This is a genomic window from Polyangium jinanense, assembly GCF_028435365.1.
In genome coordinates this window covers 286,848-299,942 of the sequence record NZ_JAGTJJ010000006.1, presented here as the reverse complement: position 1 = coordinate 299,942, position 13,095 = coordinate 286,848, and the positions used below count along the sequence as shown (strand labels likewise).

Genomic DNA, 13,095 nt, shown 5'->3' with positions numbered 1-13,095 from the left:
GCTCCTCTCTCCGTGCGCCCGGGATTCCGGGGATTCCGCTCGATGCTCCGATCACCTTCGAATGCAGCCGCTCAGAGGCTCCCCGCGAGCGTGCGCAGGTGACCACGCATGCGCTGTTTGGCTTGCTCTTCGACCTGCCGAACGCGCTCCTTGCTCACGCCGAACGCCGCCCCGAGCTCCGCCAATGTCGCGGGTTCGTCCGACATGATGCGGCGTTCGAGCACCTGCTGCTCCCGGGGCGAGAGCTCCGAAAGCGCGGACTTCACGGCGCGCGTGATCTGCGCGCGCTCGTCGGCCCGACAAACCTCCGCCTCGGGCGAGAGCGCGCTGTCCGCAGGACCGTCGCTCTGGGCCCCGGTGTCGATCGGCGCGTCGGGCCCCGCGAGGAGCGGGATCAATTCGTGGGCGCGCTGCTCGGACAAACCCGTCCTCGCGGCGAGCGTCGCCGCATCCCTCACGAATGCCCGGCGGAAGAAGCGCACCGCGCGCCGCTCCGCCTTCGACGTGCCCAGGCGCACGATCCGGTAGTTCCGCGTCACGTAATCGCGGATCTCCGCGCGGATCCAGTAATTCGCGAACGTCGCGAGCCGATATCCGCGCGTCGGATCGAAGCGCTGGGCCGCCTGGAGCAGGCCGATGTTGCCCTGCTGCACGAGGTCCTCGAACGGCGCGCCCCACTGCCGATATTCGCGGGCGATCGTCATCACGTACGACAGGCACGCCTCGATGAGCAGCCGCCCGGCCTCACGATCGCCCGCTTTCCAGCGGATCGCGAGCTCCCGCTCGACCTCCGCGGAGAGGATTCGCCGCCTCGCGATCTCCGCGCGGTACATCGACAACGCGTCGGGTTGTGCGTTCAATGCCCTGCCTCCACCTTGACCCCTTGCTGCGGTTTTCCGAGCAGCATCACCAGGGGCAAAAACAGCACGATGAGCATGCCCGCGAGCCAGAACGTGTCCGCGAACGACATGATCGAGCCCTGCTGCGCCACCGTCCCGGAGAGCAGCGAAAGTGCGCGCTGCTTGGCCTCCGCCGCCGACGCGCCTTTGGCCATCATCGCGCCCGTCAGCATGTTGACCCGCTCGATCGTCACGGGATCGTTCGACACGAGCTTTTCCGCGACCACGGCCATGTGAAACGCCTGCCGCCGGGTCAGCATCATCGAGAGCAGCGCGACGCCGACGCTGCCCCCGAGCATGCGCGTCAAATTGAAGAACCCCGTCGCCGAGGCGACGTCCTTGCGGGGAATGGGGCCGAGCGAGGCCATCGAAAGCGGCAAGAACATGAACACGGTGCCCAGGGAGCGCACGATGAGCGGCCAGAAGAGATCGTCGCCGCTCGTCATCGGGTTCATCGTGGAGAACATCACGAGCGAGCTCGCCAGGATGAGCGCCCCGATCACCAGCATGAGCCGCGGATCCATCTTGCGCGCGAGCCTCCCCGCGAATTGCATCATCACCGCCGTGGCCAGCGCGCCGGGCAGCATCATGAGGCCCGTCTGTTGCGACGTGTAACGCAGGATCGATTGCGCGAAGATCGGCACGGCGAAGAGCCCGCCGTACAGGGCCATGCCCACGACCACCGAGAGGATGCTGCCTGCCCATAACGAGCGGTACCGGAGCACGCGCAGGTCCACGACGGGCTCGTCCGAGGCGAGCGCGCGACGCACGAAGAGCACGAGCGACACGATCGACGTGACGCACAGGACGACGATCATCGGATCATCGAACCAGTCGTGGGAGTTTCCCTCCTCGAGGAACGTCTGCAGGCAACCGAGCCCGAGGGCCAGCATGGCAATGGAGGCCCAGTCGATGCTCTTCGGAGGCGTTTGATGCGGCTCGTCGGGCGGGAGCGCCGAGAGGCAGAGGATCACGGCGAGCACGCCGAGCGGCAGGTTGATGAAGAAGATCCACCGCCAGCCGATGTTCGTCACGATGTACCCGCCCAGCGTGGGGCCGATCGCGGGGCCCGCGATGACGATGGCCCCGAAGAACGATTGCGCCGTGGCCTGCTCCTCCTTGGGGAACGTCTCGAAGAGGATCGACTGCGCCTTGGCCATGAGGCCGCCGCCCGTGATCCCCTGCAAAACACGAGCGATGACCAGCATCGGCAGGCTCGTCGCGAGCCCGCACATGATCGAGGCGATCGTGAAGCCCACGAGCGAGAAGAGGAAATAATTTTTCTTGCCAAACCTGTGCCCGAGCCACGCGGCGAGGGGCAGGATGATGACGTTCGCGACGGCGTAACTCGACACGATCCAGCTCGCCTGGCTGAGCGACGCGCCGAGCGAGGTCTGCATGTCGGCGAGCCCGACGTTGACGATGCTCGTGTCGATCACCTCGAGCAGCGCGCCAATGGCCACCGCGATGGCCACGGCCCACTTGTTGTTCTTGGGCGCGGCGGCGGTGAGCGCGGGCGTTGCAACAGCGAGCTGGGCCACGACGAACCTCCTATCCGCGGGTATCGATGGACAGCTCGACGCTCATGCCCGGCCGGAGCACGAGGCCCTGCGGCACGTCACGCAATTTCACGCGTACCGGCACGCGCTGCACCACTTTCGTGTAGTTGCCGCTCGCGTTGTCCGGCGGCAGCAGCGTGAAGCGCGAGCCGGTCGCGCCGGACAAACTCTCGAGCTCGCCGTGCAATGTGACGCCGGGCAGAGCGTCGACCACCATTCGCGCCGGCTGGCCCGCGTGCATCTTCGCGACCTGGGTCTCCTTGAAGTTCGCCGTGACCCAAAGGAGCGGCGTCACGAGCTGCACGATGGCCTGCCCCGCCGCGACCTGTTGCCCCACGGCAATCGTCTTCTTCGAGGCCACGCCGTCCGCGGGGGCCACGATGCGCGTGTACGAAAGCTCGAGCTTCGCGAGATCACGCGTCGCCTTGGCGATGGCCACCTGCGCGCGCGCCGTCTTGGCCCGCGCATGCGCTTGCGCCACGAGCGCGTCGACGTTGCTCGATTGCTTCAGTTTTGCCGAGGCTTCCGTCGTGCGGCTCTGCGCCACGGCGATGTTTGCCCGCAGCGTCGCGAGCCGCGCCTTCGCCGCCTCCAGGTTCGCCTGCGCCACGGCGAAGCTCGTCTCCTCCTTTTCGAACGAGGCTTGCGGAAGCGCGCCCTGCTCGAGCAGCTTGCGGTTGCGGTTGAGATCGGCCTCGGCTTGCTTGAAGGCCGTCTCCGCGGACTTGACCGACGCCTCGGCCTCCTTGCGCTGATCGGCCGCCGACACCACGCCGCCCTGCGCCGTCTGCAGCGACGCCTCCGCGACGGACTTGTTGCCGAGGGCGTTGATCTCGGCCACGCGCGCGTCGGCTTCGGCCGCCTCGGCCGCCGCCTCGGCGGCTTCCACGTTTGCCTCGGCTTGCGCGAGCTTCGCCTTGGCGCTCTCGTCGTCGAGCACGGCCAGCGTATCGCCGGCCTTGACCGCTTGGTTCTCGGTGAAGAGCACCTGCGCGATCGTCCCGCCCGTGCGCGCCGGGACCGCGATCACCTCGCCGTCCACCTGCGCGTTGTCCGTGCTCTCCAGGGTGCGGTGCGTCCACCCGTACCCCCCTCCGCCGAGGACGGCGACGAACAGCAGGACGAACAGGAGCGCGCGCCCTTTGCTCTTCGGCTTTGCGGAGGCGCCCGCAGCAGCGCTTCCCTGCACGGCAGGGGCTTGGGGAACGACGTCGGAAGGGGATGTCGCGGTGCTCATGCGTGACCCTCAAGGCAACTTGTTGTTGCCATAGTACCCATCTGTGAGTGCATGGCAACAACAAGTTGCCTTTGTGGCGGAACAGCGCGAAAGTTCTGGAGGAACCGTTCGGTAGACTCAGCCCATGCGTCACGACAGCACCCCCCCGCCCGCTCAACGAACCCGTCGAACCGAGGGCACCCGCGTCCGTGGACGCGCGGAGCGCGTGGTGTCGGCCGTGCTGACCGCGACGCACGAGGAGCTCGGGCGTGTGGGCTACGGCGCGCTGCGCATCGAGGATGTCGCGGCGCGCTCAGGGGTGAACAAGACGACGATCTACCGGCGCTGGCCGACGAAGGCGGAGCTCGTCGCAGCATCCATGCGTGCGGCCGCCGAGGAGGAGGAGTTCCTCGATACGGGCACGCTGCGCGGGGATCTCCTGACCGTGGTGATGAGGACCGTGCGGACGTGCCAGACGCCCACGGGCCGGGGCATCGTGCGGATGATGCAGATGGAGCGCGCGGATCCGGAGGTCGAGGCCCTCTCGAGGATCCTGCGCGATCAACGCCGGCGGCGTAACACGGCCTTGCTCGAGCGCGGCATCGCGCGCGGCGAATTGCCCGCGGGCGTGAATACGGAGCTCATCATCGACCTGATCTTCGGGGGGATCTATACGCGCCTCATCCATCGCGGCGAGGACGTCAGCGAGGACTACGCCGCCGCGGCCATCGACACCGTGATCGCGGGCGCATGCGCAGGTGCGGCGCGCCTTTCGAACGAGTCACAGCAGCAGAAGTAGCCAGAGAGGACGATATGACCACGTCATCGAACGAAACGAGCGCAGAGCACGCGGGCAAACCGGACACGAAGGAAGTGCCCGTGCTGGAGTCCGTGGTGCTCGACCGATCCGATCCCGAATTTCTCGCCCGATCTCCCGAGATCTACGCGGAGGCGCGGGCCAAGGGGCCCGTCGTGCGCGCCCGTCATTATCCCTTCCCCCGAGACGAAGAAGAGCGCAAGAGCGTCGCTTCGGGCCATCGCCCGGTCGGCGACGTGCTCTTCGTGAGCCATTACCAAGAGGCGGCGGGCGCGCTGCTCGACGATCGCCTCGCGTCCGACCCCTACGCGCGGATGACGCCGGAGCAGCGGGCGCACATGCCGCCGGTGCCGGAGGAGCTCCGGCCCATCGTTTACTCGCTCCTCATGCTCGATCCGCCCGACCACACGCGGCTGCGCAAGCTGGTCCAGCCGAGCTTCAATGCCCGCGTGATGGAGGCGCTCCGGCCCCGCATCCAGCGCCTCACCGACGATCTGCTCGACAAAGCCGAGCGAGAAGCCGCCGCGCGCGGCGAGTCGGGGCCAGAGCGGCGGATGGATCTGATCAAGGCATTCGCGTTCCCGCTGCCGGTGACGGTGATCAGCGACATGCTCGGTATCCCGGAGGAGGATCGCGAGACCGTCAGTCGCCTGGGGGAGCTCCGCATCGAAAACCGGGACCCCGTGGCCATGCAGGAGACGCGCAAGCAGCTCGTGCAGTTCAGCCACTACCTCGTCGAGCTGTTCGAGCGGAAGCGGCGCGCGCCGGCGGACGACATGATAAGCCAGATGATCCAGGCCCAGGAGGACGGCGACAAGCTCAATGACAGAGAGCTGCTCTCGATGGTGTTCCTCCTCTATTTGGCCGGGCACGTGACGACGGTGAACCTCATCGGCAACGGGGTCGTCGCGCTCTTGACCCACCCTGAGCAGCATGCCCGCTTCAAGGCGGATCCGGCGGGCCTCGCCAAAGGCGTCGTCGAGGAGACGCTCCGGTACTGGGGGCCGGTCGATTACCTGGGCGCCGTGCGCACCGCCAAGGAGGACATGGAGATCGCCGGGGTGTCGATCCCGAAGGGAGGGCAGGTGATGCTCGGCCTCGGCTCGGCCAATCGGGATCCCGCGCAATTCGATCATCCCGAGACGTACGATATCTCGCGCGCCGATGCCCACCGTCACATCGCCTTCGGCAAAGGCATTCACCTCTGCCTCGGCGCGCCGCTCGCGCGCATCGAGGGGCAGATCGCCTTCGAGACGCTGTTCCGACGTTTCCCCGATCTACGCCTCGCCGTACCGGCCGAGACGCTGCGCTGGGGCGGCGCCGCGGGGCTCCGCGGGTTCCGGGAGCTGCCGGTGCTGTTCTAGTCCTACGCCGCCTGCGCGGATGGAGCCGCCGGAAACCACAGCCGGAAGGTCGAGCCCTGGCCCTGCGCGCTCTCCACGGCAATGGTGCCGCCGTGCGCCTCCATCAGCCCCTTCGTGATGTAGAGACCCAGGCCGAGCCCCGTGTTTTTCTCGCGCGCTCGCTGGGCCTGAGAGAAACGGTCGAACAGCCTGCCTAAATCCGCCGCCGAGATACCCGGGCCGCGATCCTCGACCGAGAGCCCCGCGCCTCCTGCCTCCGGTCGGATGGTCACCCGGATCGGCGCGCCGGCGCCCGAGTACTTGGCGGCGTTGTCGAGCAGGTTCGTGAGGATCTGCGCCAGCCGGGCCGGGTCCACGAAAACCTCGGGCACACAGTCCTCCACATGAAGGGTCACCGGGTGCTGTCCGAGGGTCGGCTCGATTTCTGCGAGCAGCGAACGCGTCGCCTCCTCCAGCGACACGGGCAGGCGATCGAGAGATAGCCGCCTGAGCTCGATGCGAGAGACGTCGAGCAGGTCCTGCGTCATGCGCGAGATCCGGCTGCCGATTCGACGCAAACGTTGGAGTTGCTGCACCGATACGACGACCGAATCGTTCTCGGGTTTTGCGAGCAGCGCGTCCAGAATCAGCGTCATGGCCGCGACGGGGTTGCGGAGATCATGAGCGATGACGGCGGCGAACTCGTCTCGCAGGCGGTCCATTTCGCGATGGGCCTCCTGCGTGCTCTCGAATTGCTGGGCGTAGGCGATGGCCAGCGCCGATTGCGCGGCGAAGAGCCGGACCATACGCTCGTCCTCCTCCGTGAACTCGACGCCGCCGTCCTTGTCGCAAAGGTAGAAGTTTCCGAACACCTTTTGCCCGATGAGCAGCGGGACGCCCAGGAAAGACGTCATCGCGGGGTGATGCGCGGGGAAGCCGACCGACCGCGGATCGGCGTGGATATCCGCCACCCGGCTGGGCCGCGGTTCGTTGATGAGCGCGCGCAAAAGCCCTCGGCCCTCGGGTAAACTGCCGATGTCGCGGGCGACCTTTTCGGAGACGCCCACGTAAACAAAGTCGGAAAGGCCGGTGCCCTTGGCGTCGAGCACTCCCAGGGCGCCATAACGGGCGCGGGTCAGCTCGCAGGCCTGCTCCACCAGGCGGCGCAGCAGCTCGCGCAGGGGTATGGCGGCCTCGATGGCCATGGCCACGTCGCGGAGCAAGCGCAACCGGCGGGCCTCGCGGCGTTCGGCATCGCGCTGCCGGGCTTGCCGCAGCCCGAGAGCACAGGCGCCCGCCACGCCCCGGAGCAAGCGGCGCTCGATCGGGCTGAGCTTCCCCGGCTGCCGCCGCGCGAGCCCCAGCACCCCGACCAGCTCGCCCCCTGCGTTCAGGGGGAACGCCGAGACCGCGTGGAGCCCGAGCTCGAGCAGGCGCAGGGTGCCGCGGAAGGTGCCCTCCGGCAGATCCTCGATGCGCGCGATCTCCTGGATGTCGCCGGTCTCGGCTGCCAGCCCCGCGACGGTGGTCGCCAGGTTCAGATTGTAATCTTGCGCGAATGCCGCGGGAACCCCGACCGAGGCGACCAGCCTGAGACGTTCACCGCCCTCGGTGGCGATGAGAAACACGGCATCGGAGCGAACGGCGGCGGCCACCTCGTCGAGCAGCCCATGGGCCAGGGCCGAGGGTTCGTCCGCGCTGAGAAGCGCGGCGCCGATGCTGGCCACGAGGTCGGCGAGCCGGATCGCGAAGGGCTCGTCGGCGACGTTTTCGAACGCGAGCAGCGCCTCGCCGGCCGCCGCGCGGCAGCGCACCAGGAGCAGGAGACGGCGGGCGGTCTGTTGATCGTACCAGACCTCCTCGTCGCTGAAGGACTCGCCGCGAAGGGCACGCCGCCACGGCAACTCTTTCTCGGGGAGGACCGCCCGGCTGCCGAGCCGGGATACCTCGAAGCGCTCCGACAGCCGTTCCGGGGTCGGTGACTCCATCTCCAGGAGCTCGCTCAAGGACGCGCTCGCCAGGACCTCACCCGTGCTGGTCAGCCTCATCATTGGCCAGGGGAGCAAGGACTCCACGATCATGCAGCAGCTCTTGGTACGCCCGAGGGCAACCGTCGAGGCGTGAAACTCACCGCCCGCTCGATGCGCGCGGAGGAGCCGTGGGCGCGATTCGCAAGCCGAGCTTCCCGAGGGCGCGCGCGAGCCCGGCTGCGAGGCTGCTCCGCGTCGACAAACCCGAAAGATCCACGCCGAGCGCGAGGACGGTCCGTGCGACCGCGGGCGAGAGCCCGACGAGGACGAGCTCGGCGCCGAGCAGCCTCGTGGCCTTTGCGGTATTGAGGACGTGTTCTGCCGTCGCCGCGTCGAACACCCCGACGCCCGAGATATCGACGATCACCACCCGGGCCTGCTCCGCGACGATGCTATCGAGGAGCTTTTCGGTGAGCGCCTGCGCGCGATTCTCGTCGACGATCCCGACGAGCGGCACGACGAGAATCCCCTCGTGGACGGTCGCGATGGGCGTCGAGGCTTGACGGATCTGCTCGAGCAGCTGCGTCTTGTCCGCGTAGGCCGCCTGGAGCTCGTCGAGCTGCGCTTTCATTTGCCGCACCTCGATTTCGACGGTCTGTTCCTGGAACACCCGCTCGCGCTGGACCAGGAGATACATCGGGCCGGAGAGCGCGACCTGGAAAAGCCATGATTCGACGAGGCCCCTGCTTTTCGCATCCACGTCGGGGGCCTCTGCCATCGCCGCGAGCAGGGCGCTGCGCAGCGAGGTCGTGAGCAGGCGCAGATCGTAATGTCCGAGCCCTTTCGGAGCGAGGTCCTCGATCAAGCTACCGAGGACGTCGCGTCCCTCCCCGTCGCCCTCGGCCGCGAGGTCCTTGCGGAGGGCCGTGAGGAGGCGCGACACGGCATCGCGCGTCGCGTCCGGGCCGATGGCCCGGAAGATCGTGCCAGCGCGCGAAACGAGGCGCGACGACAGATCCTGCGTGAGCGCGTCGGCCGAGCGATCGAGCCGTGCGAGCAAGGTGGCGCTCATCGTGGTCCCTCGCGTCGATCACCAGCTCACGCGGTAAATGCAGGAGGGCGCGCCGTGCTCCATGCACCCCGTCGCGCCGTGCTCGACGAGGGGACGTGCGCCGACGCGGCTGCAGCAGCCCTGGATGATGCCGATGTTGAGCGCGCAAGGACCCGCCGCCGTCCAGTCGAGCGTGGCGCTGCGGTCGTCGTCGAACGTGCACGTGATCCCGCCGATGCTCGGCCCGCGCGCATTCAGGCGGTATGCCGCGTCGAGGCCCGACAGCATGCTGCGGACGTCGTCGAGGCCCGGCGGGAACACGGCCGCCTCGATCATCTTCTTGCCGACCGCGAGGATGGCGCTCGGCCCGATCCGCGCGACGACCTCGCCGTAGACGACGTTGCAGCCCCAATGAAGATCGTACCAGCGGTCGGGCTCGATGCGGTCGACGCCGCAGCTCTTCAGGATCTTCTCGACGAGCGCTTCCGAATGGCCGAGCGCAAGCAGGAGCGACTGCAGAGCAGCGCCCCGGTATTCCCCCTCGTACTTGTTCATGTGACTCCCCCCGGGATGCCGCGTGGCGCCCCTTCATTCCCCCCGGCGCCATCCTATCCCGGTGGGCGGAGTTCTCAAAGGCCCAAACGGGCGCGCGCCTTCACGGCTTCGTCGGGAAAATCGCTGAACACCCCGTCGATGCCGAGGCGGTAGAAGACCTCGTACTCGGCCGCCGGGGTCGCGCCGTAGTCTTCGGCGAGGAACATTCCTTCGCTACGGAAAGTCCACGTATGGACGAACAGGCCTTTCGCGTGCGCGCGCGTGACGAGATCCGTCGGCGCGAGCGCCTTTCGATCCGCGTCGTCCACGGTCCCGTCGCCATTGACGTCGTCCGCTTCGCCGTCGCCGTTCGCGTCGACGCCCTCCACGGACACGATGTACCGCTTCCACGGCGACACACCGTCCGCGTATGTCGCGACGAACGTGAGCCCCTCATCGGTGAGCAGATCGGCGAACGTACGCGGATCGTTCTGCTTCGCGAAATCGTACGGTTTGTCGTGAGGCGGCGCGAGCTTGATTTTCCCGTCGAGCGCGACGCCGTCCGCGTCGACGAGCTGCACGAGCGGGAGCGACGTCTTTTGCCGCAGGTATTGCAGATTTCCGACCTCGAACGACTGGATGATCACCTTCGCGCCTTCGCCCGTGAGCCCGGCCTGCTCGAGCGCCGCGAGGAGTTTGTCCTCGAGCGGCAGGCCGAGGTCCGCGTGGTAGGTCGGGTGCTTCGTCTCCGGGTAGATGCCGATCACGCGCCCGGTTTCCTCCGACTTCTGCTTGGCGAGCGCGATGATTTCTTCGAGTGTCGGGATCTCGTACTTGCCATTGTGCTCCTGCGGCCTGTAGCTCCGCGGCTGGACGGCGCGGAGCTGCTTGATCTCCGCCAAGGTGAAATCGCTCGCGAAAAACCCTTCGACGGGGGCGCCGTCGACGGTTTTCGTCGTCTTCCGATCCGCGAACTCGGGCTTCGACCCGACGTCGGTCGTCGTCGAGATTTCGGGCTCGTGGCGGGCGATGAGGTGACCGTCCTTCGTGGCCACGAGGTCCGGCTCGATGAAATCGGCGCCTTGCTCGATGGCGAGCGTGTAGCTCGCGAGCGTGTGCTCGGGCAGGTACCCGGAGGCCCCGCGATGGCCGGTGACGAGCGGTTCCTTGCCGTTCAACGTCTTCCAGACCTCGGGCGGGGTCGCATCCGGACCCCCGCTGCTCGTCCCATTGCCGCAGCCGACCAGGAAGGCCAAAAGGAGCACGCCGAGGACGGCCGTCCTCGCTTCGACGCAATTCGTTTTCATGAGAATCCTCGCCGTGGATTGCAGGCGGCGGAGCGCCGCCGCGCCGATGGTCTCGCGATGCGGGGGCGATGGCAAGGCGCTTCACGCCGAAGTCACGGTGGCTTCGCGAGCGCGACGCGGAGAGCCTGCGCGCTTCAGGAACGCCTGAGCGGCGTCAAGCCGCCAGCGCTACATCCATCTCGGGCAAGAGCCGCCCGTGCGTCGCCCGATACAGACGCACCGTGGTCTCCCCATCCACCACGGCTTCCGCACCAAAAACACGCGGCGATGCGCCCGCCCGGATCGATCGATTCTCTGATCGATGCGCATGTCCATGCGCCACGTAGAGCCGCTCGCAGCGCGCGAGCAGCGTGTCCATCGCCTCGTGCGCCTGCAATCCGTCGACCCAGTGCCATGCCGCGATCGCGTGCCGCCCCGGAGGATGATGTTGCGCCGAGAGGACCACCTTCCAGGTGAAATGAGGATCCTCCGCGAGCTTGCCGAGCCGCTCGAGGGTGTCCTGCTCGATGAGGCCACTCGATCGCGTCACGGGCAAGGGCACGGCGGTCGATACGGGTACGATCAACGCGTCCCGGAGCTCGGTCATGGCGCCTCGCCGGCTCGTCGTTGCATAGGCGCGGAGGGGGCCTTCGAGGGCACGCGCGAAGGCCCGCCCATCGTCGTAGAGATCGTGATTGCCGGGGACGAGCGTCACACGCTCCGGCGAGAGCTTGCTTTCGGCGAGCACCTCCGAAAGCACCTCGAACTGCGCCGACACGCCATCCTCGGTGAGGTCCCCCGTCACGATCACGTGATCCGCGTCCGTCATGCGCGCGCGTACGAGCGCGTCCAGCGCGCGCTCGCGCCGCCGACGCGCGCAGGGCGATCGACCGAACGTCAAATAACGCAGCCTCCACCGCTCCATACCGCTGCGGCTGTCGTGGCGATCTTCCAGCAAATGCAGATCCGTCACATGAGCAATCCGCGTCATGGCGCGCGAGCATGCACGGCCAAGTTGACATTCCTGCGACGGCCACGAAAAACCTCGGCGAAAGCTCCGTCGCCGATTGTCACACGAGCAGACACCGGAATGTGACGAACGACCGCTAGCGTGCCCTCCCGAGGTGAAACGATGAAGAGCACACTGGTGGCGCTCCTCGCGGGGGGAGCCCTCTCGTCGATCGGGATGACCGTGGCCTCGCAATGGGCCGCGCTGCGGATTCTGGGTCGGGTCCCATCCGGGGAACGGCCGACGCCGCCGATCACGATCCTGAAACCGCTGAAGGGCGTGGACGATGGGCTACTGGACAACCTGCTCTCCTTCGCGTCCCAGGAATACCCCACATACGAAGTCCTGCTCGGCGCGGAAGACGCGGAGGACCCGGCGCTCGCCGCGGCGCGCGAGGTGATGGCGCGTGTTCCCCATGCGCCGTTCCGGATCATCCATTGCCCGCGCCGGACGGGCATGAATCCCAAGGTCAGCATCCTCGAAGCGCTCGCGGCCCGCGCGCGCCACGAGCACGTCCTCATCTCGGATTCGAACGTGCGTGTGGGGCCGGGCTATTTGACCGCGATGGCTGCCGAGCTCGCGGATCCACGCGTCGGCCTCGTGACGAGCATCATCGTGGGCACGGCGGAACGAACCCTCGGGGCCGCGCTCGAGAACTTGCACCTCAACTCGTTCATCGTGCGCTCGACGCTCGCGGCGAACGTCTTCATCGGGCACGCGTGCGTCATCGGGAAATCGATGCTCTTGCGGCTCGGTGATCTCGCCGCGGTGGGCGGGTTCGCCTCGGTGCGCGACGTACTCGCCGAGGATTATCTGCTCGGAAAAGCGTTCCAGGAGGCGGGCTTTCGCGTCGCCGTGTCGACGGAGCCGGTGCGCACCGTGAACGAGCGCTGGCGCCTCGATCGGTTCGTGAGTCGGCATGTCCGCTGGACCCAAATGCGAAGGCGCGTGCACCTCGGTTCATATCTGGTCGAGCCGCTCTTCAATCCCGTCCCGCTTCTCCTCTTGCTTTCCATCGTGGCCGGCGGCGCGCTCGCGTGGACCGCGCTGCTCGGCGTCGCGCTGAAGGTCGCCCTGGATGCGGCGCTCTGGTCACGAATGCGTGGCGAGGGTATGTCATGGCGGTGTGCCTTCCTCGTGCCCTTCAAGGATGTGCTGGCCACGTGGACGTGGGTCGTCGGGGGACTTCGGCGCACGGTGGATTGGCGGGGCAACCGGATGCGTATCGGCGAGGGCACGCGGCTCGAACCGATCCACGGAGCTGTGAACGTGAGCGAGCAAGCGGAGGTCGCCACGATCGTCGATCAACGATGGGCCGCGTGATCCGCGTCGGTGTGGGGCGCCTGCCGTGGGCCCGAACCCCGACGAGCCTCGAATGAAACGGCCCTGCAACGATGGGGTGACAATCATG

11 protein-coding genes are annotated in these 13,095 nt (G+C 67.6%); 3 read left to right on the top strand and 8 right to left on the bottom strand.

Features of this window, described 5'->3' with window-relative positions; genetic code table 11:
• Positions 1 to 71 precede the first annotated feature (71 nt).
• From KEG57_RS16285 to KEG57_RS16275, 3 genes are read right to left on the bottom strand one after another with little or no spacing between them, the layout of a single operon-like run.
• Positions 72 to 860 carry a sigma-70 family RNA polymerase sigma factor gene (locus tag KEG57_RS16285; protein WP_272418710.1) on the bottom strand — a complete coding sequence of 263 codons (789 nt, stop codon included), beginning with the start codon at positions 858 to 860 and terminating at the stop codon, positions 72 to 74.
• Entirely contained in the window at positions 857 to 2,440 is a 1,584-nt protein-coding gene (locus KEG57_RS16280; RefSeq protein ID WP_272418711.1) for a DHA2 family efflux MFS transporter permease subunit, read from the bottom strand. The genes KEG57_RS16285 and KEG57_RS16280 overlap by 4 nt, the downstream gene beginning before the upstream one ends.
• Positions 2,441 to 2,450: 10 nt before the next feature.
• Positions 2,451 to 3,695: an HlyD family secretion protein gene (locus KEG57_RS16275; RefSeq protein WP_272418712.1), complete on the bottom strand. Its 1,245-nt coding sequence runs from the start codon at positions 3,693 to 3,695 to the stop codon at positions 2,451 to 2,453.
• 124 nt (positions 3,696 to 3,819) lie between these two features.
• Between KEG57_RS16275 and KEG57_RS16270 the strand changes: the two genes are divergently transcribed.
• Both KEG57_RS16270 and KEG57_RS16265 read left to right on the top strand, forming a co-directional pair.
• Complete coding sequence (locus tag KEG57_RS16270; protein WP_272457971.1) at positions 3,820 to 4,473, top strand: TetR/AcrR family transcriptional regulator; 654 nt, start codon at positions 3,820 to 3,822, stop codon at positions 4,471 to 4,473.
• A gap of 14 nt (positions 4,474 to 4,487) precedes the next feature.
• On the top strand, positions 4,488 to 5,855 hold the full coding sequence (locus KEG57_RS16265; protein WP_272418714.1) for a cytochrome P450 family protein: 1,368 nt from the start codon (positions 4,488 to 4,490) through the stop codon (positions 5,853 to 5,855).
• A gap of 2 nt (positions 5,856 to 5,857) precedes the next feature.
• Here KEG57_RS16265 and KEG57_RS16260 read toward each other — a convergent pair whose 3' ends face one another.
• The 5 genes from KEG57_RS16260 to KEG57_RS16240 all read right to left on the bottom strand — a co-directional run bounded on the left by KEG57_RS16260 (position 5,858) and on the right by KEG57_RS16240 (position 11,666).
• Complete coding sequence (locus tag KEG57_RS16260; protein WP_272418715.1) at positions 5,858 to 7,915, bottom strand: sensor histidine kinase; 2,058 nt, start codon at positions 7,913 to 7,915, stop codon at positions 5,858 to 5,860.
• 46 nt (positions 7,916 to 7,961) lie between these two features.
• Positions 7,962 to 8,876: an STAS domain-containing protein gene (locus tag KEG57_RS16255; protein ID WP_272418716.1), complete on the bottom strand. Its 915-nt coding sequence runs from the start codon at positions 8,874 to 8,876 to the stop codon at positions 7,962 to 7,964.
• A gap of 18 nt (positions 8,877 to 8,894) precedes the next feature.
• On the bottom strand, positions 8,895 to 9,410 hold the full coding sequence (locus tag KEG57_RS16250; RefSeq protein ID WP_272418717.1) for a hypothetical protein: 516 nt from the start codon (positions 9,408 to 9,410) through the stop codon (positions 8,895 to 8,897).
• A 74-nt stretch (positions 9,411 to 9,484) separates the two neighbouring features.
• On the bottom strand, positions 9,485 to 10,696 hold the full coding sequence (locus KEG57_RS16245; RefSeq protein ID WP_272418719.1) for a glycerophosphodiester phosphodiesterase: 1,212 nt from the start codon (positions 10,694 to 10,696) through the stop codon (positions 9,485 to 9,487).
• A 154-nt stretch (positions 10,697 to 10,850) separates the two neighbouring features.
• Positions 10,851 to 11,666: a metallophosphoesterase family protein gene (locus KEG57_RS16240; RefSeq protein WP_272418720.1), complete on the bottom strand. Its 816-nt coding sequence runs from the start codon at positions 11,664 to 11,666 to the stop codon at positions 10,851 to 10,853.
• Between the two features lie 141 nt (positions 11,667 to 11,807).
• On the opposite strand from KEG57_RS16240, the gene KEG57_RS16235 reads away from it, so the two are divergent.
• Positions 11,808 to 13,007 (top strand): glycosyltransferase, encoded by a 1,200-nt coding sequence (locus tag KEG57_RS16235; protein WP_272418721.1) that lies wholly within the window; start codon positions 11,808 to 11,810, stop codon positions 13,005 to 13,007.
• Positions 13,008 to 13,095: the final 88 nt, after the last annotated feature.

What these genes read in the sequence shown, in the direction of transcription:
- KEG57_RS16255 (WP_272418716.1), bottom strand. Translation starts at nt 8,876, where the DNA reads ATGAGCGCCACCTTGCTCGCACGGCTCGATCGCTCGGCCGACGCGCTC.
- KEG57_RS16265 (WP_272418714.1), top strand. Translation starts at nt 4,488, where the DNA reads ATGACCACGTCATCGAACGAAACGAGCGCAGAGCACGCGGGCAAACCG.
- KEG57_RS16270 (WP_272457971.1), top strand. Translation starts at nt 3,820, where the DNA reads ATGCGTCACGACAGCACCCCCCCGCCCGCTCAACGAACCCGTCGAACC.
- KEG57_RS16245 (WP_272418719.1), bottom strand. Translation starts at nt 10,696, where the DNA reads ATGAAAACGAATTGCGTCGAAGCGAGGACGGCCGTCCTCGGCGTGCTC.
- KEG57_RS16250 (WP_272418717.1), bottom strand. Translation starts at nt 9,410, where the DNA reads ATGAACAAGTACGAGGGGGAATACCGGGGCGCTGCTCTGCAGTCGCTC.
- KEG57_RS16260 (WP_272418715.1), bottom strand. Translation starts at nt 7,915, where the DNA reads ATGATCGTGGAGTCCTTGCTCCCCTGGCCAATGATGAGGCTGACCAGC.
- KEG57_RS16235 (WP_272418721.1), top strand. Translation starts at nt 11,808, where the DNA reads ATGAAGAGCACACTGGTGGCGCTCCTCGCGGGGGGAGCCCTCTCGTCG.
- KEG57_RS16240 (WP_272418720.1), bottom strand. Translation starts at nt 11,666, where the DNA reads ATGACGCGGATTGCTCATGTGACGGATCTGCATTTGCTGGAAGATCGC.
- KEG57_RS16275 (WP_272418712.1), bottom strand. Translation starts at nt 3,695, where the DNA reads ATGAGCACCGCGACATCCCCTTCCGACGTCGTTCCCCAAGCCCCTGCC.